26 protein-coding genes and 1 pseudogene are annotated in these 26,299 nt (G+C 67.6%); 21 read left to right on the forward strand and 6 right to left on the reverse strand.

Going from position 1 to position 26,299, the window contains the following annotated elements:
- Nucleotides 1–57 precede the first annotated feature (57 nt).
- From AC5Y4H_RS10445 to mqo, 5 genes are all read right to left on the reverse strand, one after another.
- A complete protein-coding gene (locus tag AC5Y4H_RS10445) occupies nucleotides 58–1,455 on the reverse strand; it encodes a cobyrinic acid a,c-diamide synthase CobB (RefSeq protein WP_499981260.1) in 1,398 nt (465 codons plus the stop codon).
- Nucleotides 1,452–2,066, reverse strand: a complete 615-nt coding sequence (cobO, locus tag AC5Y4H_RS10450) for a cob(I)yrinic acid a,c-diamide adenosyltransferase (protein ID WP_499981161.1) — start codon at nucleotides 2,064–2,066, stop codon at nucleotides 1,452–1,454. Before cobO ends, AC5Y4H_RS10445 begins: the two co-directional genes overlap by 4 nt.
- Nucleotides 2,067–2,085: 19 nt before the next feature.
- Nucleotides 2,086–3,942: a magnesium chelatase subunit D family protein gene (locus tag AC5Y4H_RS10455; protein ID WP_499981162.1), complete on the reverse strand. Its 1,857-nt coding sequence runs from the start codon at nucleotides 3,940–3,942 to the stop codon at nucleotides 2,086–2,088.
- Complete coding sequence (locus AC5Y4H_RS10460; RefSeq protein WP_499981163.1) at nucleotides 3,939–4,409, reverse strand: GNAT family N-acetyltransferase; 471 nt, start codon at nucleotides 4,407–4,409, stop codon at nucleotides 3,939–3,941. Before AC5Y4H_RS10460 ends, AC5Y4H_RS10455 begins: the two co-directional genes overlap by 4 nt.
- Before the next feature lie 100 nt (nucleotides 4,410–4,509).
- Nucleotides 4,510–5,997: a malate dehydrogenase (quinone) gene (gene mqo / locus AC5Y4H_RS10465; RefSeq protein ID WP_499981165.1), complete on the reverse strand. Its 1,488-nt coding sequence runs from the start codon at nucleotides 5,995–5,997 to the stop codon at nucleotides 4,510–4,512.
- A 147-nt stretch (nucleotides 5,998–6,144) separates the two neighbouring features.
- On the opposite strand from mqo, the gene AC5Y4H_RS10470 reads away from it, so the two are divergent.
- Nucleotides 6,145–7,158, forward strand: coding sequence for an alpha/beta hydrolase (locus tag AC5Y4H_RS10470; RefSeq protein WP_499981262.1), 1,014 nt, complete (start codon nucleotides 6,145–6,147; stop codon nucleotides 7,156–7,158).
- Nucleotides 7,159–7,162: 4 nt separating this feature from the next.
- On the forward strand, nucleotides 7,163–8,542 hold the full coding sequence (gene mtr, locus AC5Y4H_RS10475; protein ID WP_499981168.1) for a mycothione reductase: 1,380 nt from the start codon (nucleotides 7,163–7,165) through the stop codon (nucleotides 8,540–8,542).
- 2 nt (nucleotides 8,543–8,544) lie between these two features.
- Here the strand turns inward: mtr and AC5Y4H_RS10480 are convergent, their stop codons facing one another.
- Nucleotides 8,545–9,033: a Fur family transcriptional regulator gene (locus tag AC5Y4H_RS10480; protein ID WP_499981170.1), complete on the reverse strand. Its 489-nt coding sequence runs from the start codon at nucleotides 9,031–9,033 to the stop codon at nucleotides 8,545–8,547.
- Nucleotides 9,034–9,191: 158 nt separating this feature from the next.
- On the opposite strand from AC5Y4H_RS10480, the gene nicT reads away from it, so the two are divergent.
- From nicT to AC5Y4H_RS10575, 19 genes and pseudogenes are all read left to right on the forward strand, one after another.
- Nucleotides 9,192–10,304 (forward strand): Nickel transporter NicT, encoded by a 1,113-nt coding sequence (gene nicT, locus AC5Y4H_RS10485; RefSeq protein ID WP_499981172.1) that lies wholly within the window; start codon nucleotides 9,192–9,194, stop codon nucleotides 10,302–10,304.
- A 102-nt stretch (nucleotides 10,305–10,406) separates the two neighbouring features.
- On the forward strand, nucleotides 10,407–10,742 hold the full coding sequence (locus AC5Y4H_RS10490) for a hydrogenase maturation nickel metallochaperone HypA (RefSeq protein WP_499981174.1): 336 nt from the start codon (nucleotides 10,407–10,409) through the stop codon (nucleotides 10,740–10,742).
- Nucleotides 10,743–10,754: 12 nt separating this feature from the next.
- The gene (gene hypB / locus AC5Y4H_RS10495) at nucleotides 10,755–11,528 is read left to right on the forward strand and encodes a hydrogenase nickel incorporation protein HypB (protein ID WP_499981176.1); all 774 of its coding nucleotides are present in this window, start codon (nucleotides 10,755–10,757) and stop codon (nucleotides 11,526–11,528) included.
- Nucleotides 11,529–11,795: 267 nt separating this feature from the next.
- Nucleotides 11,796–12,851, forward strand: coding sequence for an NADH-quinone oxidoreductase subunit B family protein (locus tag AC5Y4H_RS10500; RefSeq protein ID WP_066870342.1), 1,056 nt, complete (start codon nucleotides 11,796–11,798; stop codon nucleotides 12,849–12,851).
- Between the two features lie 96 nt (nucleotides 12,852–12,947).
- Nucleotides 12,948–14,747: a nickel-dependent hydrogenase large subunit gene (locus AC5Y4H_RS10505; protein WP_499981177.1), complete on the forward strand. Its 1,800-nt coding sequence runs from the start codon at nucleotides 12,948–12,950 to the stop codon at nucleotides 14,745–14,747.
- Between the two features lie 3 nt (nucleotides 14,748–14,750).
- Entirely contained in the window at nucleotides 14,751–15,668 is a 918-nt protein-coding gene (locus AC5Y4H_RS10510) for a NifU-related iron-sulfur-binding protein (RefSeq protein ID WP_499981180.1), read from the forward strand.
- The gene (locus AC5Y4H_RS10515) at nucleotides 15,665–16,309 is read left to right on the forward strand and encodes a DUF5947 family protein (RefSeq protein WP_499981183.1); all 645 of its coding nucleotides are present in this window, start codon (nucleotides 15,665–15,667) and stop codon (nucleotides 16,307–16,309) included. Before AC5Y4H_RS10510 ends, AC5Y4H_RS10515 begins: the two co-directional genes overlap by 4 nt.
- Nucleotides 16,306–16,959: a DUF6084 family protein gene (locus tag AC5Y4H_RS10520; RefSeq protein WP_499981184.1), complete on the forward strand. Its 654-nt coding sequence runs from the start codon at nucleotides 16,306–16,308 to the stop codon at nucleotides 16,957–16,959. Before AC5Y4H_RS10515 ends, AC5Y4H_RS10520 begins: the two co-directional genes overlap by 4 nt.
- A pseudogene (locus AC5Y4H_RS10525) lies at nucleotides 16,956–18,315 on the forward strand (hypothetical protein). Before AC5Y4H_RS10520 ends, AC5Y4H_RS10525 begins: the two are co-directional and overlap by 4 nt.
- Entirely contained in the window at nucleotides 18,303–18,422 is a 120-nt protein-coding gene (locus tag AC5Y4H_RS10530; protein WP_499919218.1) for a DUF6893 family small protein, read from the forward strand. Before AC5Y4H_RS10525 ends, AC5Y4H_RS10530 begins: the two are co-directional and overlap by 13 nt.
- A 17-nt stretch (nucleotides 18,423–18,439) precedes the next feature.
- Complete coding sequence (locus AC5Y4H_RS10535) at nucleotides 18,440–18,934, forward strand: hydrogenase maturation protease (protein WP_499981187.1); 495 nt, start codon at nucleotides 18,440–18,442, stop codon at nucleotides 18,932–18,934.
- Nucleotides 18,935–18,937: 3 nt separating this feature from the next.
- Nucleotides 18,938–19,204 carry a HypC/HybG/HupF family hydrogenase formation chaperone gene (locus AC5Y4H_RS10540; RefSeq protein ID WP_499981189.1) on the forward strand — a complete coding sequence of 89 codons (267 nt, stop codon included), beginning with the start codon at nucleotides 18,938–18,940 and terminating at the stop codon, nucleotides 19,202–19,204.
- Nucleotide 19,205: 1 nt separating this feature from the next.
- Nucleotides 19,206–21,575, forward strand: coding sequence for a carbamoyltransferase HypF (hypF, locus tag AC5Y4H_RS10545; RefSeq protein ID WP_499981190.1), 2,370 nt, complete (start codon nucleotides 19,206–19,208; stop codon nucleotides 21,573–21,575).
- Nucleotides 21,572–22,297 carry a HypC/HybG/HupF family hydrogenase formation chaperone gene (locus AC5Y4H_RS10550; RefSeq protein ID WP_499981191.1) on the forward strand — a complete coding sequence of 242 codons (726 nt, stop codon included), beginning with the start codon at nucleotides 21,572–21,574 and terminating at the stop codon, nucleotides 22,295–22,297. Before hypF ends, AC5Y4H_RS10550 begins: the two co-directional genes overlap by 4 nt.
- The gene (locus tag AC5Y4H_RS10555; RefSeq protein WP_499981193.1) at nucleotides 22,294–22,968 is read left to right on the forward strand and encodes a D-sedoheptulose-7-phosphate isomerase; all 675 of its coding nucleotides are present in this window, start codon (nucleotides 22,294–22,296) and stop codon (nucleotides 22,966–22,968) included. Before AC5Y4H_RS10550 ends, AC5Y4H_RS10555 begins: the two co-directional genes overlap by 4 nt.
- Entirely contained in the window at nucleotides 22,968–24,080 is a 1,113-nt protein-coding gene (gene hypE / locus AC5Y4H_RS10560) for a hydrogenase expression/formation protein HypE (protein WP_499981264.1), read from the forward strand. The genes AC5Y4H_RS10555 and hypE overlap by 1 nt, the downstream gene beginning before the upstream one ends.
- 68 nt (nucleotides 24,081–24,148) lie before the next feature.
- Nucleotides 24,149–24,421, forward strand: a complete 273-nt coding sequence (locus AC5Y4H_RS10565; RefSeq protein ID WP_499981195.1) for a HypC/HybG/HupF family hydrogenase formation chaperone — start codon at nucleotides 24,149–24,151, stop codon at nucleotides 24,419–24,421.
- Between the two features lie 12 nt (nucleotides 24,422–24,433).
- Nucleotides 24,434–25,564, forward strand: coding sequence for a hydrogenase formation protein HypD (gene hypD, locus AC5Y4H_RS10570; protein ID WP_499981197.1), 1,131 nt, complete (start codon nucleotides 24,434–24,436; stop codon nucleotides 25,562–25,564).
- Entirely contained in the window at nucleotides 25,561–26,295 is a 735-nt protein-coding gene (locus tag AC5Y4H_RS10575) for a DUF6390 family protein (protein ID WP_499981199.1), read from the forward strand. The genes hypD and AC5Y4H_RS10575 overlap by 4 nt, the downstream gene beginning before the upstream one ends.
- The last annotated feature ends 4 nt before the right edge of the window (nucleotides 26,296–26,299 follow it).

Below are 26,299 nucleotides of genomic sequence, written 5' to 3' on the forward strand. Positions count from 1 at the left end.
GCCTAGTGGCGATCGCGAGGGCGGCGAAGCCGGGCGCTGCGGGTCGACACCATCGACCTAGTGGCGATCGCGAGGGCGGCGAAGCCGGGCGCTCGCGTGTGTGACGAACCGCGCCACCGCCTCCGGCGCGGCGGCCGGATGGGTGTGCAGATATGACGCGTGCACCCCGGCGTGCACGACGCCGTCGCGCACGGCGCCGCCACACCGGTCGGCGTCGTGGGACCGGTACATCCAGGCGGGTTCATAGTCGTCGGTGAATGTCACTGTGGTGCGGTGGAATTCATGCCCCACGGCACGCTGGCCGGCGGCGTACAGCGATGAATCCGCCACGGCGACGGCATCGCGATATGCCAGGGACAGGTGCGACGTGAATTGCGCTCGGCCCGCCAGCACACCGCACATCGGATGGCCGTCGAGTTCGGAGACCAGATAGATCAGCCCGGCGCACTCGGCGTGGATCGGCGCCCCGGCAGCGGCCAGTTCCTTGATCTGACGGCGCACGACCTCATTGGCCGAGAGCTCCGCGGTGAACTGCTCGGGAAAACCACCGGGCAACAACAGCGCGTCGGTGCCGTCGGGCAACGCATCGACGAGCGGATCGAATTCGACGACCTCGGCGCCGGCGGCCCTCAGCAGCTCCGCGTGTTCGGCGTAGCCGAAACTGAATGCCTTTCCGGCCGCCACGGCGACGCTGGCGCGCCCCCCGCGCGTCTCCCCCACCGCGGCCGCGGGATCCCACGGCGGCTGCGCGACCCGGCCTCCGGCGACCGCGGCGACGGCCTCCAAATCGACGTGGCGGGCGACCAGCGTGGTCATGGCCTGCACCGCCAGCCGCGCCCGCTCCCCGTACTCCACGGCGGTGATCAAACCCAAATACCTTGTCGGCAGCTCTAATTCGGCTGACCGCGGGATGGCGCCCAGCACCGGGACCCCGGCCTGCTCGCAGGCCTGCCGCAGCACCTGCTCATGCCGGGGCGATCCGACCCGGTTCAGGATCACACCGGCGACGCGTGTCGCGGTGTCGTACGTCGAAAAGCCGTGCAGCAGTGCGGCGATGCTCTGGCTTTGACCGCGCGCGTCGACGACCAGCACGACGGGAGCGCCGAGCAGGCCGGCGACGTGGGCCGTCGATCCCGGCGCGGGAATGGTGGCGGCGGGTCCGATCCGTCCGTCGAACAGCCCCATCACCCCTTCGACCACGGCGATGTCCGCGCCGCGCGCGCCGTGGGCGTACAGCGGGCCAATCAGGTCGTCCCCCACGAGGACCGGGTCGAGGTTGCGGCCTGGCCGGGCTGCGGCAAGGCCGTGGTAGCCCGGGTCGATGAAGTCCGGGCCGACTTTGAACGGCGCCACGGTGTGGCCCGCGCGCCGCAGGGCACCAATCAAACCCGTTGCCACCGTGGTCTTTCCGCTTCCCGAGGCGGGAGCGGCGACGACGACGGCCGGCACATTCACCACTCGATACCCTTCTGGCCCTTACGCCCGGCGTCCATCGGATGCTTGACTTTGGCCATCTCGGTCACCAGGTCGGCCGCGTCGATGAGGCGCTGCGGCGCGTCGCGTCCGGTGATGACCACGTGCTGAAACCCGGGCCGGGCTGACAGCGACTCCACCACCTCGCCGACGTCCACCCAACCCCACTTGAGCGGATACGTGAACTCGTCCAGGACGTAGAAGTCGTGACGCTGATCGGCCAGCCGGCGCGCGATCTCCGCCCAGCCGTCGGCCGCCGCCGCCGCGTGATCGCCGTCGCTGCCCGCCTTGCGGGTCCAGGACCAGCCCGCACCCATCTTGTGCCATTCGACGGGGCCGCCGATCTGATGCTGGTCGTGCAGCCGCCGGAGCTGGGCGAAGACCGCCTCCTCGCCCACCTTCCACTTGGCGCTCTTGACGAATTGGAACACCGCTACGGACAGCCCGGCGTTCCAGGCCCGCAACGCCATTCCGAATGCCGCCGTGGACTTCCCCTTGCCTGCGCCGGTGTGCACGGCCAGAACGGGCGTGTGACGGCGGGCCCGCGTGGTGAGGCCGTCGTCGGGAACTTGCAGTGGAACGCCTTGTGGCATCAGCGTTTACCCTTTCCGCTCAGGCCGCGTCGCGCACCACACGCGTCAGGCAATCCGCGTGCAACTGCTCGAGCCGGATGGCCGGCGCACCGAGTTGGCGGGCCAGTTGCTCGGCCAGGCCCAGCCGCACAAAGGACGTTTCGCAGTCGACGACGACCGCGGCGCCACCTTCGGCGACCAACCCGGCCGCCGCGGTTCGGCTGCGGCCCAACGGATCCGGACCGGCAGTCGCCCGGCCGTCGGTCAGCACCACCACCAGCGAACGCCGTGCCCGGTCACGCGCCTTCTCCCTCACGATGAGTTCACGTGCGGCCAGCAGGCCCTCGGCCAGCGGGGTCCTGCCGCCGGTGTCGAACCGGGACAGTCGCCGCCCGGCGATGTGTGCCGACGATGTCGGCGGCAACAGCAGGCGGGCCCCCTGGTGACGGAACGTGATCACGGCGACCTTGTCGCGACGCTGATAAGCGTCGCGTAGCAATGACAGGGTGGCGCCGCTGACCGCCGCCAGGCGATCGCGCGCGGCCATCGAACCCGACGCGTCCACGACGAAGATCACCAGATTGCCTTCGCGTCCCTCGCGCACCGCGCGGCGCACGTCCTCAGGCTGGGGTCGCAGCGGCCCGGCACCGGCGCGCTCGGCGGCCGAGAGCAGGGTGGCGAACAGGTGCAGTCCGTGCCCGGCGCAGCTCATGTCGTCCCCGTCGGTGGCGGCGATGACGCTGCCGCTGGCGTTGCGGGCCCGCGAGCGCCGTCCGGGCGCCCCCTCCCCGACACCTGGAACGCGCAGCGCGCGGGTGCGGAACGTTGTCGACGGCGCCGCGCTGGGCCTGGTCTTCGGCTGCTGGCGCGTCGCGTTCTCCGATGAGTTTTCTTGCGGTACATCGTCTTCCGGCTGGGCTGACTGACCGCCCCCGCCGGGCGGCTCGGGGTCCGGATCGGAACCAGGGTCCGGATCCGAACCGGCTTGCGCCAGCGCCTCGTCCAGCTGGTCGCGGTCGATCCCCGGATCGTCGAACGGATCCCGGCGGCGCCGATGCGGCAGCGCCAGTTCCGCGGCCACCCGGATGTCTTCCTCCGCGACGGCGTGTGCGCCGCGCCAGGCAGCGTGCGCAACGGCCGTGCGGGCCACCACCAGATCGGCGCGCATGCCGTCGACGTCGAATGCCGCGCACAGGGCCGCGATGCGCCGTAATTCGTTGTCGGGCAACACCACATCGTCGACGAGCGCACGCGCGGTGGCGATTCGCCGGGCCAGCTCGGCATCGGCGCCGGCATAGCGTTCGGCGAAGCCGTCCGGGTCGGCCTCGTAGGCCATCCGCTGCCGGATGACCTGCACCCGCACGTCGACGTCGCGCGACGCGTGGACGTCGACGGTGAGCCCGAACCGGTCCAGCAGCTGCGGACGCAATTCGCCCTCCTCGGGGTTCATGGTGCCGATCAACACGAACCGGGATTCGTGCGAATGCGAGATGCCGTCGCGTTCGATGTGCACCCGCCCCATCGCCGCGGCATCGAGCAGCACATCGACGAGGTGATCGTGTAGCAGGTTGACCTCGTCGACATAGAGCACGCCCCCGTGCGCGCGGGCGAGCAGACCGGGCGAGAACGCGTGCTCGCCGTCGCGCAGCACCCGCTGCAGGTCCAGGGAGCCGATCACGCGGTCTTCGGTTGCCCCCAGCGGCATTTCGACCAACCCGGCGTCGCTGCCGGTGGCCTCGGACAGTAACGCCGCAAGGCCTCGCACGGCCGTCGACTTGGCGGTGCCCTTCTCGCCGCGGATGAGCGCGCCACCGATCTCCGGACGCACGGCGCATAGCAGCAGTGCCAGGCGCAGCTGGTCCTGCCCGACGATCGCGCTGAACGGGTAGGGCTTCACGGTTTAGCCCCCAAACCAGAGCCTGGCCGCAGCATGGGCACGTGCGGAACGCCGTCGTCGAGGAAATCGTCGCCGTCGCGGATGAATCCGTGCTGGGCGTACATGTCCGCCAGATAGGTCTGCGCGTTGATCCGGCAGGGGTAGTCGCCCACCTCGGCCAGCGCCGCGCGCAGCAACCGGGTGGTGTGCCCCTGACCGCGCGCGTTGCGCTTGGTGCACAGCCGACCGATCCGGAACACCTTCTCGCCCCCGGCGTGCTCCTCCATGAGGCGCAGGGTGGAGATCACTTCGCCGTCAGGTGTTTCCAGCCAGAAGTGCCGAGTTTCGGCGAGCAGGTCACGCCCGTCCAGCTCCGGATACGGGATCGCCTGTTCGACGACGAACACCTCGACCCTGAGCTTGAGCAGCTCGTAAAGTGTCTGGGCATCAAGGTCTTTGGCCCAAATGCGTCGCAGCGCTTCTGTCACTGCCGCGGCTCCTCTCCCCCGCAAGCGGGTGGGGATACCTCCCAGGTGTAGGGACATATCCCCGCATCGCTCTTCTGCCCAGCATCGCCGTCGCCTTGGCTCATGAGACGCCCAACCCCAGTGCCTTGGTTCCCCAGGAGAAGACCTCCTCGTACAGCGCCGGTTCATCCGACAGCGTCGCTCCCAGCGACGGAACCATCTCCTTGAGCGTGGGTAGCCACGATGGGAAGCGGTGGGCGAAGCAGCGTTCCAGCACACCGAGCATGATCGGCACCGCCGTCGACGCTCCCGGGGAACCGCCGAGCAATCCAGCGATGCTGCCATCGGCGGCGCCCACCACGGTGGTGTCGAAGTCCAGCACCCCGCCCTTGCGCTTGTCCCGCCGAATCACCTGCACGCGCTGGCCGGCCACCGTCAGTTCCCAGTCCGAAGCGACTGCGGTGGGGGCGAATTCGCGGAGCATGCGAAGGCGATCCGGCTCGGACAGCCGCAGCTGGCCGAGCAGATATCTGACCAGCGCCAGCTGGCTGATGCCGACACCGAGTAGTGCGGCCAGGTTGTCCGGCTTCACCGAGCGGGGCAGATCCGTGAAATGCCCGTGTTTCAAGAACTTCGGTGACCAGCCGGCATACGGGCCGAACACCAGCCACGGCTTGCCGTTGACGTAGCGCAGGTCCAGATGCAGCGCGCCCAGCGGCGGGGCGCCCGATGCGGGAACGCCGTACACCTTGGCCCGGTGCGCGGCGGTGAGCGCCGCGTTGCCGGTGCGCAGGAAGCGGCCGCCGATCGGGAACCCGGCGAAACCCCTGACCTCGTCGATGCCGGACTTCTGCAAGAGCGGCAGCGCATCACCGCCGGCCCCGACAAAGACGAATTTGGCGTTCAGACGGTGCCTTTCACCGGTGCGCCGGTTGCGGATCGACAGTGTCCACGTGCCGTCGGACTGACGCGACAGGTTGCGCACCTCGTGACCGAACAGGGCGGTCGCGCCGCTGCGCACGCAGAAGCCGACGAGTTGTCGTGACAGGGCGCCGAAGTCGACGTCGGTGCCGTTGGGTGCCCAGTTGAGCGCCGTGGGTTCCGAGAAGTCGCGTCCGGCCGCCATGAACGGTAGCCGGCGGGCGAAGTCGGCGGGGTCGTCGATCAATTCGACACCGGCGAACAGCGGGTTGGGCGCCAGGGCCTGCTGTCGGCGTCGTAGATAGTCGACGCGCTGCGCGCCGCGCACGAAGCTCGCATGCGGGATCGCGGTGAGGAAGCGTCGATCGGTCAGGATCCCGTTCTCGACGGCGTAGGCCCAGAATTGGCGGGTCACCTGGAATTGCTCGTTGATGCGCACCGCTTTGCTAATGTCGATCGAGCCGTCGGCGCGCTGGGGGGTGTAGTTCAGCTCGCACAGCGCCGAATGCCCGGTGCCCGCGTTGTTCCAGGGGCTGCTGCTCTCGCCGGCGACGGCGTCCAGCCGCTCCACGAAGGCCATCGACCAATCCGGCTGCAGCCGCCGCAGCAACGCTCCCAGGGTCGCGCTCATGATGCCCGCGCCTACCAGCACGACGTCGGTGGACGTGTTTCTGGCTAGCGCTGACACCGGCTTGCTGGTCCTTCCCTTGACTGGGCCGGTCCCCAGGTTATCCCGACGCAAATGGGCCGCGAACGACGTGCACCGCCCCGCACCCAGCAAAAGCTCTAAGCTGGCCTCGTGACTGGCAGGGTGACCGGCGAAGTGACCGGCTGGGTGCCCGACGTCCTCCCCGGCTATCAGCAGCGAACCATTGCGCTCGGGCCCGATCCAACCGGTGAGGGCGACATCGTCGCGACGCTGATACGCCGCGGATCCGAACCGCGCGAGACGGACCACGAACCGGCGACCGCCGCGCAGGCGGTGCTGGCGGTGCACGGGTACACCGACTACTTCTTCCACACCGAGTTGGCCGATCATTTCGCGGCCCGCGGCCTCGCCTTCTACGCGCTGGACCTCCACAAGTGCGGCCGGTCGGGGCGCGACGGCCAGACGCCGCACTTCATCACCGACCTCACGAATTACGAGGCCGAACTCGATCGGGCGCTGGCCGGTCTCGCACAGCACGACCGGGTGCTGGTGTACGCGCATTCCGCGGGCGGGCTCATCGTCTCGCTGTGGCTCGACCGGTTGCGCCGGCGAGACCCGGCGGCGCACGCCCGCGTCGGCGGCCTGGTGCTCAACAGCCCGTTCTTGGAGCTGCCCGGCCCTCCCGTCCTCCGGCATTCCGTGACGGTGGCGCTGATCGCCGCGCTGTCCCGCGTGCGGTCCAAGGGCGTGGCCCGCTCGCCGGGCGAGGGTGGCTACGGCACCACCCTGCACCGCGCCTACGGCGGCGAATTCGACTACAACCTGCAGTGGAAACCGGTGGGTGGCTTCCCCATCACCTTCGGCTGGCTGCACGCCATCCGCCGCGGCCAGGCCCGGCTGCATCGCGGCCTCGACGTCGGGGTGCCCAACCTGATCCTGCGATCGGATCACAGCGTGCACGAAAGCGCCGATTCCGCGTCCATGCAGTGTGGCGATGCGGTTCTCGACGTCACCCAGATCGCCCGGTGGGCGGGCTGCGTCGGCAATCGCACCGCGGTGGTCCCGGTGGCCGACGCAAAGCACGACGTGTTCTTGTCGTTGCCCGGGCCGCGCGCCGTCGCCTATCGGGAACTCGATCTTTGGCTGGACGGCTACCTGCGCACCAACACCGATGCCTCGGCGTCGCTGCGAAGGGGGTGACGGCTTGGAGACCTATGACGTTGCGATCATCGGGACCGGTTCTGGCAACAGCATTCTCGATGAGCGCTTCGACGAAAAGCGGGTGGCGATCTGCGAAGAGGGCACCTTTGGGGGGACGTGCCTGAACGTCGGGTGCATCCCGACCAAGATGTTCGTCTACGCCGCCGAAGTCGCCCAGACGATCCGGGATGCGGCGCGCTTCGGCATCGACGCGCGTATCGACCGGGTGCGCTGGGACGACATCGTTTCGCGTGTCTTCGGCCGCATCGACCCGATCGGGGTCGGTGGTGAGGACTACCGCAGCTCCGCACCCAACGTCGACGTGTACAAGCAGCACACCCGGTTCGGGCGGGTCCAGTCCGACGGGCGCTACCGGTTGCGCACCGATGCCGGCGACGAGTTCACGGCGGACCAGGTGGTGATCGCCGCGGGGGCCCGGGCCGTGGTCCCCCCGGCGATCCTCGAGTGCGGCGCGCGGTACCACACCAGCGACACGATCATGCGAATCCCGAAGTTGCCAGAGCATCTGATGATCGTCGGGGGTGGTTTCGTCGCGGCCGAATTCGCCCACATCTTCTCCTCGCTGGGCTCGCGCGTGTCCCTGGTGGTCAGGGGCTCCACACTGCTGCGGCATCTCGATGACGCCATCGGCGAGCGCTTCACCCGTATCGCGTCGAGCAAATGGGAACTGCACACCCACCGCAACGTGGTGGGCGCCGAAAACGATGGGTCGGGGGTCGCTGTAGAACTCGACGACGGCCGCACCGTGCACGCCGACGCCCTGTTGGTGGCGACGGGCCGGGTGTCCAACGCGGATCAACTCGACCTCGAGCAGGCCGGCGTCGCCATCGAGGACGGCCTGGTGGCCGTGGATCAGTACCAGCGCACCACGGCGCGTGGGGTTTTCGCCCTCGGCGACGTCTCGTCGCCGTATGAGCTCAAGCACGTGGCCAACCACGAAGCCCGCGTCGTGCAGCACAACCTGTTATGCGACTGGGACGATACCGAGGCGATGGCCGTCACCGACCATCGCTACGTGCCCTCGGCGGTGTTCACCGATCCGCAGGTCGCATCCGTCGGGCTGACCGAAAACGAATCCATCGCAAAGGGTTTCAAGGTCTCGGTGAAGATCCAGGACTACGGCGACGTCGCTTACGGCTGGGCGTCGGAGGACACCACCGGAATCGTCAAGCTCGTCGCCGAGCGCGGCTCCGGGCGCCTGCTGGGCGCGCACATCATGGGCCACCAGGCTTCGTCGATCATCCAGCCGTTGATCCAGGCGATGAGCTTCGGGCTCACCGCGCCGCAAATGGCCCGCGGCCAATACTGGATCCACCCTGCGCTTCCCGAAGTGGTGGAGAACGCGCTACTGGGTCTGCTCTGACCTCAGCGCCGGCGGGGCCGAGCGGCGGGCTTGTCCTGGCATTGCGGACACAGGCCGTGCAGCGTCAGCCCGGCGGCGTCCGACAGCGCGAAGGAACTGCCCGCCATCGCGTGTTCGAGCGCAGAACTCAGCTGCCCAGCGGGAACCTCGATGATGGTGCCGCAGTTGGTACACACCGCGTGGTGGTGCGGCGCGGTGGCCAACCCGTAGGTGGTCACACCGCCGTCGAGCGTCAACGCGTGCAGCACGCCTTGATCGACGAGCGTCGTCACCGTGCGGTAGACGGTCGCCACGTCGGGCGGCTGGGTCCCGGACGGCAGGCACTCCCGCATCCGCTTGTAGATCTCGGCGACGGGCAGGTGACCGCTGACGGGCTCGAGCACCGCCAGCACCTGGATGCGGGAGGCCATTCGCCGCAGCCCCCGGGCGCGCAGCAAATCGCCGATCCTCTCGGTGACCGACGCATCCAGTGCCGACGGCTCGGGCGCCACCGGTTCAGTGTCTCGCCCGAGCGGGCGAATCGCCAGTCTTCGCCGCAATCGGAGGCTCCGCGATTCATGCAACTCACTTGCATCTGGCGAGCCGTGGAACTTACAGTCGTGCCGGTTGCTCTCAGCCGATACCGCAAGGACGCGCCGGAAGGACCCCAGTGGCCAGTACCGAGATCGACTGGCGGCCGTCACGGACGAGGCGGCTTCTCGGCGCCCTGACTCCGGCGGAGTGGTGGCGACTGGCAGCGATGCTGGCGGTGATCGTCGCGCTGCACCTGCTTGGCTGGCTCACCATGGCCCTCTTTGTAGCACCGGGCCAATACAGCTTGGGCGGCAAAGCTTTTGGCGTCGGCATCGGATTGACCGCCTACACCCTGGGCATGCGCCACGCGTTCGACGCCGACCATATCGCCGCCATCGACAACACCACCCGCAAGCTGATGAATGACGGGCAACGCCCGCTGGCCGTCGGCTTCTTCTTTTCGCTGGGCCACTCCACGGTGGTGTTCGGGCTGGCGGTGCTGCTCGCGTGCGGGGTGAAGACGATCGTCGGACCGGTCAGCGACGACTCCTCGGCGCTGCACCGCTACACCGGGCTGATCGGCACCAGCGTCTCGGGCGTCTTCTTGTACGCGATCGCGCTTCTCAACCTGATCGTCCTGGTCGGCATACTGCGCGTCTTCGCGCGGCTACGGCGCGGCGAATACGATCCCGACACCGACGCGGCCGAACTTGCGCGGCATCTGGACAACCGCGGGCTGATGAACCGGTTGCTCGGCCGCTTCACCAAGTCGATCACCAGGTCCTGGCATTGCTATCCCGTCGGAGTGTTGTTCGGTCTGGGGTTCGACACCGCCACCGAGATAGCCCTACTGGTGCTGGCCGGCACCAGCGCCGCCGCCGGGCTGCCCTGGTACGCCATCATGTGCCTGCCGGTGCTGTTCACCGCGGGCATGTGCCTGCTGGACACCATCGACGGCTCGTTCATGAATTTCGCCTACGGGTGGGCCTTTTCCAGCCCGGTGCGCAAGATCTACTACAACATCACCATCACCGCGCTGTCGGTGGCGGTCGCGTGGGTGATCGGCAGCATCGAAATCCTCGTCCTGTGCGCCGACCAGTTCGGTTGGCGGGGCTCGTTCTGGAGCTGGCTCGGCGGGCTGGACCTCAACACCATCGGCTACTTCGTCGTCGGCATGTTCGTCGTCACGTGGGCGGTGGCCCTGCTCGTCTGGCGCTTGGGCCGGATCGAGGAGAGGTGGACCGCGTAAGCCGACCGGCAAAAGGCTGACCACAAACCGCCGTTCGGGTGTAGAACAGTGCCCATGGGCTCGTTGGCCTGCGCCCGGCTCGAGCATTGGCGATGACCGGCAATGCATGAGCTGTCGCTGTGCGAAGCGATCGCCGGTGTCGTGAAGAACCACGCCGACGGTCGGCACGTCGACGTGGTGCGGGTGCGGGTGGGCGCCCTTCGGCAGGTGGTGCCGGAGTCGCTGTCCTTCTGCTGGACGCTGGTCCGCGACGCCGAAGATATGCCGGACGCCGAACTGGAACTCGAGTGCGTCGACGCCGAAGTGAAGTGCCGTACATGCGGCGGGCAATCCGAAATCACCTCGCCGTGGTCGATCTGGTGTCCCCGGTGTGACAGTTCCGACGTCGAGGTGCTGCGCGGCAACGAATTCTTGGTGACGTCATTGGATGTCTCGTGAAAGGCGTTGACGATGGGTAGATTTCATCGGCACGGCGATGGAACCGTGCACACCCACGAACACGATCACCTTGATCACGAGCACGATCATGGCGACCACAGCAGCTATCAGACCGGCAACCAGCGCGTCGACGTGCTGGAGGCGATCTTCGCCGAGAACGACCTGCTCGCCGGCGCGAACCGGGCGGCCTTCGAGCGCAACGGGGTGCGCACCCTCAACCTGATGAGCTCTCCGGGATCGGGCAAGACCACCATCCTGCAGGCAACGCTCGACGAACTGGCCGGCGAGCTGGCACTCGGAGTGATCGAAGGCGATATCGCCACCGACCTGGACGCGGCAAAGCTCAGCGGCCGCGGCGCCCAGGTGTCACTGCTCAATACCAGCAACGGATTTGGTGGCGAATGCCACCTCGACGCGCCCATGATCAACCGCGCACTGCCCGGCCTCGATCTCGGCAAGCTAAACCTGGTGATCATCGAGAACGTCGGAAATCTGGTCTGCCCGGCGGAGTTCGACGTTGGCGAGCACGCCAAGGCCATGGTCTACTCGGTGACCGAGGGCGAGGACAAGCCGCTGAAGTATCCGGTGATGTTCCGGTCCGTGGACGTGGTGCTGCTCAACAAAATCGACTTGGTGCCCCATCTCGACGTGGATGTCGACACGTACATCGCCCACATCCGCAAAGTGAATGCGGCAGCGACGATTCTGCCCGTCAGTGCGCGCACCGGCGACGGCATGGGTGCCTGGTTCGGCTGGCTGCGGCGCTTCGCCGCCGGCGCGCCCTGAATGGCGCTCGCGAACGCTCGATCGCGGGAGCGCTCCTGCGAAACATTCGCAGGACGGCCGGCTCCGCGACGCTCAACCGTCTCGACGGATCGGCCAGGTGCGAGATGGCTTTTCGGCGCTATGAAGCATGTGCCTATTAGCGAGTAATGCCGAACCGTTGACAACGCACGATAGCGGGAGTAGACCCGGGAATTAGCGCTGCGCAAGTGGGCCGACGGTCGACTCCGGCGGCGCAGGAGCCCCAGCCCGGCTCCGGAAAGCTGCATCATGCCAACAGAAGCAGCAGTCAAGGCAGAACAAACACTGATTCATGTTCTATGGATCAATGCTGGGCTCAGTTGTGACGGTGATTCGGTGGCGTTGACTGCGGCCACCCAGCCCAGCGTCGAGGAGATCGCTTTGGGCGCCCTGCCCGGACTCCCCCAAGTCGCCGTGCACTGGCCCCTGATCGACTTCGAGTGCGGACCCAACGGAGGCGCGGACGACTTCCTGGAGTGGTTCTTCAAAGCCGACCGCGGCGAGTTGGAACCCTTTGTCCTCGTTGTCGAAGGATCCATCCCGAACGAAAAGATCAAGGACGAGGGCTACTGGTGCGGTTTCGGCAACGACCCGGCCACCGGGCAGCCGATGACCACCAGCGAGTGGCTCGACCGGTTGGCGCCCAAGGCCACGGCCATCGTGGCGGTCGGGACCTGCGCCACCTACGGCGGAATCCATGCGATGGCCGGCAACCCGACCGGCGCGATGGGCGTTCCGGACTACCTCGGCTGGGACTGGAAGAGCAAGGCGGGCATTCCGATCGTCTGCGTGCCGGGCTGCCCGATCCATCCCGACAACCTGTCGGAGACGCTGACCTACCTGCTCTACATGGCGACCGGTCAGGCGCCGATGATCCCGCTCGACGACGCGCTGCGACCGCAGTGGCTGTTCGGCAAGACCGTGCACGAGGGTTGCGACCGGGCCGGCTACTACGAGCAGGGCGACTTCGCGACCGAGTACGGATCGCCGAAATGCATTGTGAAGCTTGGCTGCTGGGGCCCCGTTGTCAAATGCAACGTGCCCAAGCGCGGGTGGATCAACGGCGTCGGGGGTTGCCCCAACGTCGGTGGAATCTGCATCGGTTGCACGATGCCGGGCTTCCCGGACAAGTTCATGCCGTTCATGGACGAGCCGCCGGGCGGCAAGATCTCGAGCACCGCATCGGGTCTGTACGGGGCCGTGATTCGCAGCCTGAGGGGTATCACGGAACGCACCGTCGACAAAGAGCCGCGGTGGCGCCACAACGGCGACCAACTCACCACTGGAGCGCGCCGTACCTGGTAGATCACCTACCCGGTCGGCGTGCCCCTTCTCCAACTCGAAGAGCCGTCGCCGCGTCAGCCATCGCTGACAGCAGCCAAAGCGGGAAGAAGCAGCGCGATGACAACCATTAGTCCTGATCCCACCCAAACCAAGCGGGAACCCGGCCAACTGGTCGACATGGCCTGGGATCCCATCACCCGGATCGTGGGCAGCCTGGGCATCTACACCAAGATCGACTTCGAGAACCGCGAAGTAGTCGAGTGTCACAGCACCTCGTCGATCTTCCGCGGCTACTCGATCTTCATGAAGGGCAAGGACCCTCGCGACGCCCACTTCATCACCAGCCGCATCTGCGGCATCTGCGGCGACAACCACGCCACCTGTTCGTGCTACACGCAGAACATGGCCTACGGGGTCAAGCCGCCGCACCTGGGCGAGTGGATCGTCAACCTCGGCGAGGCCGCGGAATACATGTTCGACCACAACATCTTCCAGGAGAACCTGGTCGGCGTGGACTTTTGCGAGAAGATGGTCTCCGAGACCAACCCGAGCGTGCTTTCCCTGGCCGAGAAGACCCCCGCGCCGCACGCCGACGCACACGGCTACAAGACGATCGCCGACATCATGCGCTCGCTCAACCCGTTCAGCGGCGAGTTCTACCGCGAGGCACTCGTGGTCAGCCGCTGGACACGAGAGATGTTCTGCCTCATGGAGGGTCGCCACGTGCACCCGTCCACGCTGTACCCCGGCGGCGTTGGCACCGTCGCGACCGTTCAGCTGATGACGGACTACATGACCCGGCTGATGCGCTACGTCGAGTTCATGAAGAAGGTCGTGCCCATGCACGACGACCTGTTCGACTTCTTCTACGAGGCCCTGCCCGGCTACGAGAACGTCGGGCTGCGCCGCACCCTGCTCGGCTGCTGGGGCTCCTTCCAGGACCCTGAGGTGTGCAACTTCGAATACAAGGACATGGAGCGCTGGGGCAACGCGATGTTCGTCACCCCGGGGGTGGTCGTCGACGGCAAGCTGGTCACCCACTCGCTGGTCGACATCAACCTCGGTATCCGGATCCTTTTGGGCAGTTCGTATTACGATGACTGGACCGACCAGGAGATGTTCGTCAAGACCGACCCGCTGGGCAACGCGGTGGATCGCCGCCACCCGTGGAATCAGCACACCAACCCGCACCCGCAGAAGCGGGACTTAGAGGGCGGCAAGTACAGCTGGGTGATGTCACCGCGCTGGTTCGACGGCAAGGACCACCTGGCGCTGGACACCGGCGGCGGACCGCTGGCCCGGCTGTGGTCGACGGCGCTGGCCGGTCTGGTCGACATCGGCTACGTGAAGGCGACCGGCAGCAGCGTCAAGATCAACCTGCCCAAGACCGCCCTGAAGGGTCCGGTCGAATTCGAGTGGAAGATCCCTCAGCACGGCAGCAACACGATCGAACGCGACCGGGCGCGCACGTACTTCCAGGCCTACGCGGCGGCGTGTGCGCTGCACTTCGCCGAGAAGGCGCTCGAGGAGATTCGCGCCGGGCGCACCAAGACGTGGGAGAAGTTCGAAGTGCCCGACGAGGCCATCGGATGCGGCTTCACCGAGGCGGTGCGCGGTGTGCTCAGCCACCACATGGTGATCAGGGACGGCAAGATCGCCAACTATCACCCGTACCCACCCACCCCGTGGAATGCCAACCCGCGCGACAGTTATGGCACACCGGGTCCGTACGAGGATGCGGTGCAGGGGCAGCCGATCTTCGAGGAGAACGGCCGGGACAACTTCAAGGGAATCGACGTCATGCGCACGGTGCGCAGCTTCGATCCATGCTTGCCGTGCGGCGTGCACATGTACCTCGGGAAGGGCAAAACCCTGGACAGACTGCACACGCCCACCCAGTCACCCGTCGGGGAGTGACACATGGCGGATCGCCCGGAGAAGTCCGCGAATGACGTGCAGTGGCGTGAAGCGGGCGATCGGATCCAGACACTGCTCGATTCGTGCGCGACAGGTGGGACCGCCGCGTATGAGCGTGCGCAGCAACTGGTTCGCGAGGTAGTCGGGCTTTACGGTGCCGGGTTGGAACGGATCGTGCGGATTGCCGGCGATCCCGGACCGGAAGGGGGGCTGGTCGAGCGGCTGGCCACCGACGACCTGGTGGCCAGCCTGCTCCTTGTGCACGGTCTGCATCCGCACGACGTGCGCCGCCGGGTGTCCGACGCGCTGGATCGGGTGCGGCCCTACCTGGGTTCGCACGGCGGGGATGTCGACCTGCTCGAGGTCGTGGGCGGCGATGTCGTGCGGCTGGCCTTCAAGGGCAGCTGCAAGAGCTGCCCGTCGTCGGCGGTGACGCTGGAGCTGGCCGTGCAGGATGCGGTCCGTGCGGCCGCACCGGAGATCTCCTCGATCGAGGTGGTGACCGCCGAAGCCACGTCCACTCCGGCGAATGTCATTCCCGCCGAATCGCTTCTGACGCGCCTGCATTCCAACGGCCACGGGCCCACCACCTGGCACCCCGTCCCCGAACTCGCCGAGTTGACCACCGGCGAGGTCGCGGGATTCGCGATCGACGGGATAACCGTGCTGGCCTGCCGTGTCGGTGACCAGACCTTCGCCTACCGGGACCGCTGCCCGGTGTGTGACGACTCGCTCGCCGGTTCGCGACTGCACGGCCAACTGCTGCGCTGTCCACGCTGTCAGACCGATTTCGACGTGATCCATGCCGGAGCTGGTGTGGCCGATGGATCGGGAGGCCACCTGGACCCGATTCCGCTGCTGATCCGCGACGGACAGCTATCGGTTGCGCTGCGCCACGAAGCGATAGGGGCTCCGACATGACCAGCGCCTATGACGTGTTAGCCCGCATCAGGACCGACCGGCGAGCACCCGAGGCAGCGGGCGAGCGCTGCGAGATGTGCGCGGAGGCGATCGCCGACGAGCACCAGCACGTGGTCAATGTCGCCGGCCGCCAGCTGATGTGCGTCTGCCGCGCCTGCTATCTGCTGTTCACCGACACCGAAGCCGACCTGCGTTACCGCGCGGTGCCGGACCGGTATCTGTCGTTTCCCGACTTCGCACTGGACCGCCTGGTGTGGGAGGCATTGCAGATCCCGGTCGGGGTTGCCTTCTTCTTCACCAACTCCACCCTCGGGCACACCGTCGCGTTTTACCCGGGGCCGGCCGGGGCTACCGAATCCGAGCTGGACATGGAGGTGTGGGACAGCATCCGTTCCGCCGACCCGCGGGTGAGCCTGCTGGCCGACGACGTGGAGGCGCTGCTGGTACGGGTGGCCGACAGCGCGCAGGACGGCGAATTATCGCAGCCTCAAACGTATCTGGTGCCCATCGATGCCTGCTACGAATTCGTCGGACACCTGCGCCTGGTGTGGCACGGCTTCGACGGCGGCCAGCAGGCCCGCGAATTCATCGACGCCTTCTTCGACCGGCTCGCCGCCCGTGCCACAAAGACACCGCGATGACCGCGCCGATGAACGTGAGCTTCGCGGTCCTGGACGTGACCGCCGAGCCCTACTCCGTCAGCCCGGTCCTCACCGCCCGCATCGGCGTCACCGCCAGCGGGGACGATCCCGTGCACGCCATCGCGCTGCGCTGCCAGGTCCGGATCGAGCCGCTGCGCCGTTCGTACTCCGACGACGAAGCGGCCGGGCTGCTCGATCTGTTCGGCGGCCGCGAACGCTGGGCCAGCACCCAACGCACGTTCCTTTGGCAGCATTGCGCCACGATGGTGCCGGGGTTCACCGGTCAGACGACCGCCACCCTGCCCCTGGAGTGCACCTACGACTTCGAGGTGGCCGCCGCCAAATACCTGCACGCGCTGCGCGATGGCGCGGTCCCACTGCAATTCCTGTTCAGCGGAACCATATTCGTCAACTCCGAGCGCGGCTTCTCGGTTCAGCAGGTGTCGTGGGATTGCGAGGACAACTACGCCATGCCGGTCACGGTCTGGCGTGACCTGGTCGCACAGCACTATCCCAACAGCGGCTGGATCCGGCTGAGCCACGAGACCATCACGCAGCTGGCCGATTACAAGTCGGCCCGCGGAATGCTCGACTTCGACCACGCGGTCACCTCGTTGCTGGATGTCAGCGATCGCGAGGTGACGCGATGACATCGAGCTGGGACCGGGCCCGCACCGTCGCCGACGCGGTGCTCTACGAAGGGTATCTGCTCTACCCGTACCGAGGGACGTCGAGCAAGAATCAATCGCGCTGGCAATTCGGCGTTGTGGGGACCCCGGGCGCGGCCGAATCCGGCCTGGGCGAAGACGACGCCATCGCCGCGGATTTCCTGGTCGACGACGACGCCCGGGCGCTGACGCTGGTGGTGCGGTTCCTGCAGTTGCAGCACCGGCGCGCCGAACAAGCCACCGGTTCCGGCGAATTCGCCCCGGTCGACGAACTGCGCACCCCGGCCGGGTCGTGGCTGACCTGGGACGAAGCGGTCGAATGCGAGATCTCCTTCGGCCCCCTCGCGTTCGAGGATCAACCCTGGTCGCTGCCGGTGACGGCCGAGGCGGCAACCGACATCGAAGTCCTGGACGGCGGCCGACTGGTTCGCGAACGCCACGAGATCCGGGGCATGCTGACCGTCACCAGCGAACCCGACTGCGGCCTGCGGCGGGTTTCGGTACGGGTCGCCAACACCGGTGCGCCCGCACGTGACAAGGGCGACGCCATCGCGCGATCCATGATCGGCACGCACCTCATCGCCGAAGTGGTTGGCGGCCGGTTTATCTCGCTGCTCGAGCCGCCATCGTCGGCGGCCGACGCGGTGTCCCGGTGCGGCCGGCATCGCTGCTTCCCGGTACTGGCCGGCCCCCCGGGCACCGACGACATGCTGCTGATCTCACCGATCATCCTCTACGACCACCCCGAGGTCGCCGAACAGAGCGACACCGCCCTGTACGACTGCACGGAGATCGACGAGATCCTCACCCTGCGCGTGATGACCATGACCGACGAGGAGAAGGCGCAGGCCCGGGCGACCGACCCACGGGCGGCGCGCATCATCGACGAATGCGATGCCATGTCGCCCGAGGCCATGGCGCGGCTGCACGGCGTGCTGCGCGATCCGCACGGGCTCAACGTCTCCGCCGGCCTGGTACCCGAGATTCCCGAGGGAGTGGAATGGTGGGATCCACTGGCGGACAACGCCGTTCGCCCCGAGATCGACGCGGTGCTGGTGAACGGGGTCCGGATAGCGCGGGGCAGCAAGGTCCGGTTGCGCCCGCGACGCAACGCCGACGCCCAGGACATCTTCGTCGCCGGCAAGACCGCGCGCGTCACGTCGGTGCATGAGGACGTCGAGGGCAACAAGCACGTCGGCGTCGTCGTCGACGAGGACCCGGCCGCGGACCTGCACGACTGGTACGGCCGCTATCTGTACTTCTCCCCCGACGAAGTCGAACCGCTGCAGTCTCAGCACAGCACAAACCCCTGAAAGGAGTTCACCATGGAAGTCCTAGGTTGGATCTTCATCGCCATTGTCGCGCTGGTGGCAGCGATCGGGCTGGCGCTCGGTGCGATATCGGTGCCGGATGCCCGTCGTTACCTCAAGTTGAGGCGTATGTAACCGACTCGGGTAGCACCATGACGACACGCATCCTGGTAGCCGGGATCGGCAACATCTTCCTGGGCGACGACGGGTTCGGCTCGGAAGTGGTTCGCAATGCCGAACTGCCCCAGGATGATCCGACGGTCCAGGTCATCGACTACGGAATCCGCGGCATGCACCTGGCTTACGACCTGCTCGAACAGTGGGACACGCTGGTCCTGGTCGACGCCGTGCCCAGCCGCGGCCATCCCGGCACGTTGCACGTCTTTCAGGCCGACCACGAGTCGTCGTCCGGGCCCGACGGCCTGGACGGGCACAGCATGGACCCGGCCGCGGTCTTCGCCAGCCTGCGGGCGCTGGGTGGCCATCCGCCCTACACCGTGGTGGTCGGCTGCGAGGCGGGCAGCGTCGAGGAGGGCATCGGCCTGACCGAGCCCGTCGCACAGGCCGTCCCGCGGGCGGCGCGCGCGGTCGAAGAGATCGTCGCGGCGCTGCACAATGCACCGCCGGCGGCCGAGAAAGGGTGTTGAGCCATGTGTTTGGGCATACCGGGGCAGGTCATTGGGATGCTGGACGGTTTCGAGGGACAGCTCGCCCTCGTCAACGTCACCGGTGAACAACGCAAGGTCAACGTCGGCATGATGCCGGAAGAGACGTTCGCCCCAGGCGACTGGGTGATCATCCACATGGGCTTCGTCGTCGAGAAGACGGATCAGGCCGGGGCCGAACAGGCCATGGCCGGCCTGGAACTGATGGGCCGGGGCCGCACGGACCTGACACCGCACCCGGAGGCCGGTTGACATGACCGATACCCCCTTGCTGTTGCGGCCCGGTCCCCCTGACACCCAAGTGCGGCAGCGCGTCACGGTGACCGGCGTGGTGCAGGGGGTCGGTTTCCGTCCGTTCGTACACCGGATCGCGACCGAACTGGGTCTGGCCGGATTCGTCGGCAACGACTCGGGCGCGGTCTTTCTCGAGGTGCAGGGACGGTCCGCCGCGGTGGCCGCATTCGGGCACCGGCTGCGCGCGGACGCGCCGCCCCTGGCACGGATCACCGACGTGCGCGTTGTCGACGTCGCCGCCGACCCCGCATGCCCACCCGAATTCCGGATCGTGCCAAGTCGATCGGCCGCCGGCACGACCACCCCGATCCCACCCGACATCGCGGTCTGCGACGACTGCATCGCCGAACTGTTCGACCCGCGCGACCGGCGCTACCGGCATCCGTTTGTGACCTGCACCAACTGCGGGCCTCGCTTCACCATCATCAGACAACTCCCCTATGATCGGCCGGCAACGACGATGTCGGGATTCGCCATGTGCGCGCGCTGCGCCGCCGAATACGACGATCCGGCTGATCGCCGATTCCACGCGCAGCCGATCGCCTGCCCGGATTGCGGGCCGAGCCTGTGGTTCGCATCGCCGGCCGGCCGGGTGGTCGGCTCGGACGCGGCACTGGCCGCGACGCAGGCCGCGCTGGTATCCGGCGCTGTGGTGGCCATCAAGGGAGTGGGCGGCTACCACCTGGCCTGTGCGGTCGACGACGCGACGGCGGTCGGCGCGCTCCGTGCGCGGAAAGCGCGTGGGGCCAAGCCCTTTGCGATGCTGGTGCGCGATCTCGACGTGGCGCGCCGCTACGCCCATGTCGACGACACCGAGGCCGCGGTGCTGTCCGGCCCGGCCCGCCCGATCGTGTTACTGCGGCGGCGTGCCGGTGCTCCGGTCGCCACGGCCGTCGCGCCCGGCAGTCCGCTGCTGGGGCTGATGCTGCCGTACTCCCCCATCCATCACCTGCTACTGGCGCCGGTGCCCGGTGCCCCCGGGCCCGTGCCCGACGCGCTGGTGCTGACCAGCGCCAACCGTTCCGATGAGCCGATCTGCTTTACGGATGACGATGTCAGACAACGGCTTTCGCCCCTATGCGACGCCGTCCTCGATCACGACCGGCCGATTCACGTGCCGTGTGACGACTCTGTGGTACGCGTCGTCCACGAGGACGAGGGTGTCCACGAGCTGCCGATCCGCCGGTCCCGCGGTTACGCGCCGCTGCCGATCGACTTGAAGCTCGATGCCCCCGCAGTGCTCGCCGTGGGCGGCGAACTGAAGAACACCTTCTGCCTCACCGACGGCAACCGGGCCTACCTGTCGGGCCACATCGGCGACATGGCCAGCTGGGAGACGCTGCGCGCGTTCGAGCGGGCGGTCGGCCAGCTCAGCGAAATCCGCAACCGGCCAGTGCGATTGGCCGCCGATCTGCATCCGGGCTACCACACCCGAAACTGGGCCGAGCGCCGGGCGGACGAACGCCCCTTGGATCTGGTTCAGCACCACCACGCCCACGTGGCGTCGCTGCTGGCCGAACACGGGCGCCTCGGCGAACCCATCGTCGGGGTCTCCTTCGACGGCACCGGATACGGCTGCGACGAAACGATCTGGGGCGGTGAGATTCTCACCCTCGATAAGCAAAGCCACCGGTTTGTTCGGGCCGGCCACCTCGCGGCGGTGCCGCTGCCCGGTGGCGACGCGGCGGTGCGCAACCCGTGGCGGATGGCGTTGTCCCAGTTGTGGATGGCCGGCATCGACTGGGCGCCCGACCTGGCACCGGTGAGCGCCGCTACCGCCGACGAGCTGCGGCTGGTCCGTTCGCAATTGGAGACCGGGGCGGGATGCGTGCCGTGTTCGAGCATGGGCCGCCTGTTCGACGCGGTCGCCTCCCTGCTCGGCGTGCGGCACCGCATCGACTACGAGGGACAAGCCGCCATCGAGCTCGAAGCGCTGGCGCAGGAAGCCGGTCAGACGACCGCGCGGCCAGCGTTGCCGCTGGCGGTGCGCCCCGACGGGGTGATCGACCCGGCGCCGATGGCGCAGGCCATGGTTGCGGCGCTGCGCGCCGGGGCGGCACCGCCAGTACTCGCCGCGGCGTTTCACCAGGCCGTCGCCGTCGCCGTCGCAGAGGTCGTCAGCCAGGTCGCGGGCGGCACCACGCTGGTTGGCCTCACCGGCGGGGTGTTCCAGAACGTCCTGTTGCTGAGCGCGTGCCGTTCGCTGCTGCGGCAGAACGGGTTTGAGGTTCTCACCCATCACACCGTGCCACCGAACGACGGGGGGCTGGCCCTGGGCCAGGCGGCGGTCGCGGTGCTGACTGCAAAGGAGGAGGCGTTGATGCGATGATCACCACCGCCATAGATCGCGGGCTGAGTGCCGAACTGGCCGAAGACCTCGCCGCCACGGCTCTGACGCTGGCCAAACGATTCGCCGCGGGCGCCACGATGTGGTCCATCGCGCCATCGTGGGAGCCCCACGCGCTGCACATCGCGGTCGAATTCGTTCATCCGGTCATCATGGGCAAGCGGGCCCTGCCGGCGGTCGCGCTGACCGGACCCAATCTGGTGGACCTGGTGCGCGTATCGGTTCGTCCCGGCGACATCGTGGTCGCGATCGCCGGCGCGGACAACGCGGATGTGCGCTCGGTGATGCGACGCGGCCCGGCCTGGGGCGCCACGACCATCTGGATCGGCAGCGGCGCCCGACCCGCGGGGGCGATGGCCGATCACGTGCTGTGGCTCGATGATCCCGACCCGCGTGTGCCCGCCACCGGTGGCTTCGTGCTGTTCTACCACCTGTTGTGGGAGCTGACCCATGTGTGTTTCGAGCATTCAGGATTGCTCAAACCCAAGCGCGACGACGACAACGGCGTATGCGTCACGTGCAGCGACGAAGGCCGACTTGGCGAAGTGGTGAGCGGTTCGGTCGACGGCCAGGCAAGGGTGCGCACCGCGCGGGGACTCGAAGATGTGGTCACCGCACTGGTCGACCCCGTCGCACCCGGCGAGCTGTTATTGGTGCACGCGGGCACGGCGATCAGCCGCGTGGATGAGGAGGACGTTTCATGAGCCCCCCCGACGAACCCACCAACTTTCTGTATCCGTTCATCGACGCCGAAGAGGACGACGCCTCCGCACTGCTCGCCGACCTGGCCGCATCCGCACAAGCCAAAGCGTCCGAAAGCGTGGCCCTGCGGCGCGCCACGCTGGAAGCCAACGCCACCCTGCTGGACGCGGCCGCCACCGAGTTGGCACGCCGATTCACCGCCGGCGGAAGGATGTTCACCTTCGGCAACGGCGGCAGTTGCACCGACTGCACCACGCTGGCGGGACTGTTCGCGCGGCCCCCGCTGGGCAAGCCGCTACCGGCGTGGTCGTTGACCGCCGATCAGGCGATCCTGACGGCGCTGGGCAACGACGTCGGTTTCGAGCTGGTGTTCGCGCGGCAACTGATCGCCCGCGCGAGGGACGGTGACATCGCGATCGCGATGTCGACCAGCGGCAATTCGCCCAACCTACTGACCGCGCTGGCCGAAGCGCGCAAACGTGGCCTTTACACCATCGGATTCGCGGGCTACGACGGCGGCGCCTTCGTCGACAACCCGAACGTGGACGCCTGCTTCGTCGTTCGTTCGCAAAGCGTGCACCGGATTCAGGAATCGCAGGCGCTGCTCGGTTATCAGTTGTGGCTGGCAGTTCACGAATGCCTCGGCGGCGACCAAGGTTTGGGGGCGGCATGATGAACAAACCGGCGGGTGACTACCTGTCGTCGGGACCGCGGTTCGGCGAAGGCGACGTGATCGAGCGGATCGAATCGTTCCGCCGGCGTCGCCCCCGACTGCTCGACGACCACGTGACCCTGGCGCACGGCGCCGGTGGCAAGGCGTCGGCCGCGCTGGTCGACGCGGTGTTCGTGGAGGCGTTTCGCAACCCGTTGCTCGAATCGCTGGGCGACGGCGCCGTTTTGGCCCTGCCCAGCGGCGAGCGGGTGGCGATGTCGACGGATTCGTTTGTGGTGCAGCCCCGCCGGTTTCCCGGGGGTTCCATCGGCGAACTGGCCATCAACGGCACTTGCAACGACCTGGCGGTGGCCGGTGCCGTGCCGACCTGGATCTCGGCGGCGTTCGTACTCGAAGAGGGTTTCCCCATCGCCGAATTGAGGGAGATCGTCGCCGACATGGCCGCCGCGGCCGCCACGGCCGGCGTGCAGATCGTCACCGGCGACACCAAGGTGGTACCCAAGGGCGCGGCAGATGGGCTGTTCATCACCACCGCCGGAACCGGTGTCATCCCCGTCGGCCGCACGCTGTCGGCACGGTCGGTGCGCACCGGAGACAAGGTGCTGCTTTCGGGCTCGATGGGCGATCACGGCATGGCGGTGATGCTCGCCCGAGGCGATCTGGCCATCGAGGCCGACATCGCCTCCGACACCGCGTCGGTCAGCCCGTTGGTCGAGTCGTTGATGGCGGCAGCCCCGTCCACCCGATGGATGCGCGACGCGACACGCGGCGGCGTGGGAACGGTGTGCAACGAGCTGGCCCAGGCCTGCGGCCTCGGGGTGCTGCTCGAGGAGGAGCGACTTCCGGTGGCGCCCATGGTCAATGGCGCCTGCGAATTGCTCGGCATCGACCCGCTCTACGTCGCCAACGAGGGCAAATTCGTCGCCGTCGTCGCGCCGGCCGAGGCCGAGGCCGGGCTGGAGGCGTTGCGGTCGCATCCGCTCGGCGCAGGTGCGGCCGAGGTCGGGGAAATCGTCACTGAACCCGCCGAAAGCGTGGTGCTGCGCACGGGGTTCGGCGGCACCCGGATCGTCGACATGCTCGTCGGGGATCCGTTGCCGCGAATCTGTTGACGTGGCGATCGCAAGCGCGGCGAAGCCGGGCGCAGCGGGTCGCCACGAGAGATGAAAGGAGCAAGGCAATGTGTCTGGGAATTCCGGGCCGGATCGTGGAAATCACCGATCCCGCCAACTGTTTGGCCAAGGTCGACGTCAGCGGCGTGCAGCGGGCGATCAGTGTCCGGTTGCTGGAGAACGACATGCCGGAACCGGACGACTGGGTGCTGGTGCACGTGGGATTCGCGATGGCCAAGATCGACGAAACCGAGGCGCTGCTGACCCTGGCCGCCATCAAGAAACTCGGCGACACCTATACCACCGAAATGCAGGCCTTCGATTCGTCGGCCATCGTTTGATGAGGAGCGGCAATGAAATTCGTTGACGAATTCCGCGACCCGGCCGCGGCGCGCAAGCTGCTGGCGGCCATCGAGCATCTGGCGGGGACAAGCGGTGAGGATTTCAAGTTCATGGAGGTGTGCGGGGGGCACACGCACACCATCTACCGGCACGGCATCGAACACCTGTTGCCCGACAGCGTCGAACTGGTGCACGGCCCGGGCTGCCCGGTCTGCGTGATCCCGATGGGGCGCATCGATGACGCGATGTGGCTGGCCGGTCAACCCGACGTCATCTTCACCTGCTTCGGGGACATGATGCGGGTGCCCGGCTCGCACGGCAGCCTGTTGGATGCCAAGGCCCGCGGGGCCGATGTGCGATTCGTCTACTCGCCGCTGGACGCGTTGAAGATCGCGGTCGACCATCCCGACAAGCAAGTGGTGTTCTTCGCCATCGGCTTCGAGACCACCGCGCCGTCGACAGCGGTGACGCTCGTGCGGGCGCGGGAGTTGGGCCTGCCCAATTTCAGCGTGTTCTGCAATCACGTCACTATCGTGCCGCCGATCAGGGCCATCCTGGAGTCGCCGGACCTGCGGCTGTCGGGTTTCATCGGACCCGGGCACGTGTCCACCGTGGTGGGCAACCGCCCCTATCGGTTCGTCCCCGAGGTGTATCGAAAGCCGTTGGTGGTAGCCGGTTTCGAGCCACTGGACATCCTGGCATCGGTCGCGATGCTGCTGCGTCAGATCCGCGAGGGCCGCTGTGAAGTGGAGAACCAGTACAAGCGCGTGGTCCCCGAGCGCGGCAACCCGGCGGCCCTGGCGCTGATGGGCAAGGTGTTCGCGCTGCGCCCGCACTTCGAATGGCGCGGGCTCGGCTTCATCTCGCAGAGCGCGCTGCGGCTGCACGACGACTTCGCCGAGTTCGACGCCGAACTGCGGTTCGCGATGCCCGGCGTGCGGGTCGCCGATCCGAAGGCCTGCCAGTGCGGTGAGGTGCTCAAGGGCGTGCTCAAGCCCTGGGAGTGCAAGGTTTTCGGCACGGCGTGCACCCCGGAGACCCCGATCGGGACGTGCATGGTGTCCCCGGAGGGGGCGTGCGCGGCGTACTACAACTTTGGCCGCATGCACCGGGACGCCGTCAAGCTGGTGGGGCGCACTTGACCCCTGACAAGGGCGCAGAGATGTTCGCCCGCTACGCCTATGCGCCCAACGCGCTCGGCTATTGCGGTCCGCCGTTGGGAGCCACCCTGCGCGACGGTTCGGTCGACGAGGTGCGCAGGGCGGCGACGAGATTCTCCGGTGCGTGGCCGTATCTGCGGGTGCTGTCGAAGCTGACCGGCATCTCTGACCCGCTGGATTACCGTCTGGTCGAGTCGTATTGGCTCGGCGGCGGCGTCGCCGCCGGCCTGGACCCACAGGAGTTCTTTGACGCGCTGCTCGCGATCATCGGCCCGCAGGCGGGCCATTACTGGTCGCACCTCACCCCGGATCTGGCGTCCGAGGCCGCCGGCAACCACTGCTTCCACGTGTTCGGGGTGTATCCGTGGACGCGGTTCTTGGGCCTAGGCACCGACGAGCAGCCGCTGAACGTGCTCGACAACTGCCGAATCACCTCCGGGACAGTGCTTTCCCGTGACGGCGACCGTATCGAGGTGTTATGCCGAAACCTGCTGTGGGACGGTCGGGCGCTTACGCTGTCGACGCCGTCCTCGCGGTCGCTCGAGGTGTGGACCGACGGGTACAGCGCCGTGCCCGACGTGGGCGCCGGCGATGTGGTGGCGATCCACTGGGGCCGGTTGTGTGGCCGGCTGTCGCCGGCGCAGCTTCGCGCGCTGGGGGACAGCACGGATCGGCAGCTCCTGGTGACCGGCCAGCGACTGGCGCGCGTCTGACTTC

It is taken from the genome of Mycobacterium sp. NGS58 (assembly GCF_059812385.1).

Coding starts and splice junctions, on each gene's coding strand:
- hypF (WP_499981190.1), top strand. CDS start 19,206: ATGACCGATACCCCCTTGCTGTTGCGGCCCGGTCCCCCTGACACCCAA.
- AC5Y4H_RS10555 (WP_499981193.1), top strand. CDS start 22,294: ATGAGCCCCCCCGACGAACCCACCAACTTTCTGTATCCGTTCATCGAC.
- AC5Y4H_RS10530 (WP_499919218.1), top strand. CDS start 18,303: ATGGAAGTCCTAGGTTGGATCTTCATCGCCATTGTCGCGCTGGTGGCA.
- AC5Y4H_RS10515 (WP_499981183.1), top strand. CDS start 15,665: ATGACCAGCGCCTATGACGTGTTAGCCCGCATCAGGACCGACCGGCGA.
- AC5Y4H_RS10505 (WP_499981177.1), top strand. CDS start 12,948: ATGACAACCATTAGTCCTGATCCCACCCAAACCAAGCGGGAACCCGGC.
- hypB (WP_499981176.1), top strand. CDS start 10,755: ATGGGTAGATTTCATCGGCACGGCGATGGAACCGTGCACACCCACGAA.
- AC5Y4H_RS10550 (WP_499981191.1), top strand. CDS start 21,572: ATGATCACCACCGCCATAGATCGCGGGCTGAGTGCCGAACTGGCCGAA.
- AC5Y4H_RS10490 (WP_499981174.1), top strand. CDS start 10,407: ATGCATGAGCTGTCGCTGTGCGAAGCGATCGCCGGTGTCGTGAAGAAC.
- cobO (WP_499981161.1), bottom strand. CDS start 2,066: ATGCCACAAGGCGTTCCACTGCAAGTTCCCGACGACGGCCTCACCACG.
- AC5Y4H_RS10520 (WP_499981184.1), top strand. CDS start 16,306: ATGACCGCGCCGATGAACGTGAGCTTCGCGGTCCTGGACGTGACCGCC.
- AC5Y4H_RS10510 (WP_499981180.1), top strand. CDS start 14,751: ATGGCGGATCGCCCGGAGAAGTCCGCGAATGACGTGCAGTGGCGTGAA.
- AC5Y4H_RS10540 (WP_499981189.1), top strand. CDS start 18,938: ATGTGTTTGGGCATACCGGGGCAGGTCATTGGGATGCTGGACGGTTTC.
- AC5Y4H_RS10535 (WP_499981187.1), top strand. CDS start 18,440: ATGACGACACGCATCCTGGTAGCCGGGATCGGCAACATCTTCCTGGGC.
- AC5Y4H_RS10500 (WP_066870342.1), top strand. CDS start 11,796: ATGCCAACAGAAGCAGCAGTCAAGGCAGAACAAACACTGATTCATGTT.
- hypD (WP_499981197.1), top strand. CDS start 24,434: ATGAAATTCGTTGACGAATTCCGCGACCCGGCCGCGGCGCGCAAGCTG.
- hypE (WP_499981264.1), top strand. CDS start 22,968: ATGAACAAACCGGCGGGTGACTACCTGTCGTCGGGACCGCGGTTCGGC.
- AC5Y4H_RS10565 (WP_499981195.1), top strand. CDS start 24,149: ATGTGTCTGGGAATTCCGGGCCGGATCGTGGAAATCACCGATCCCGCC.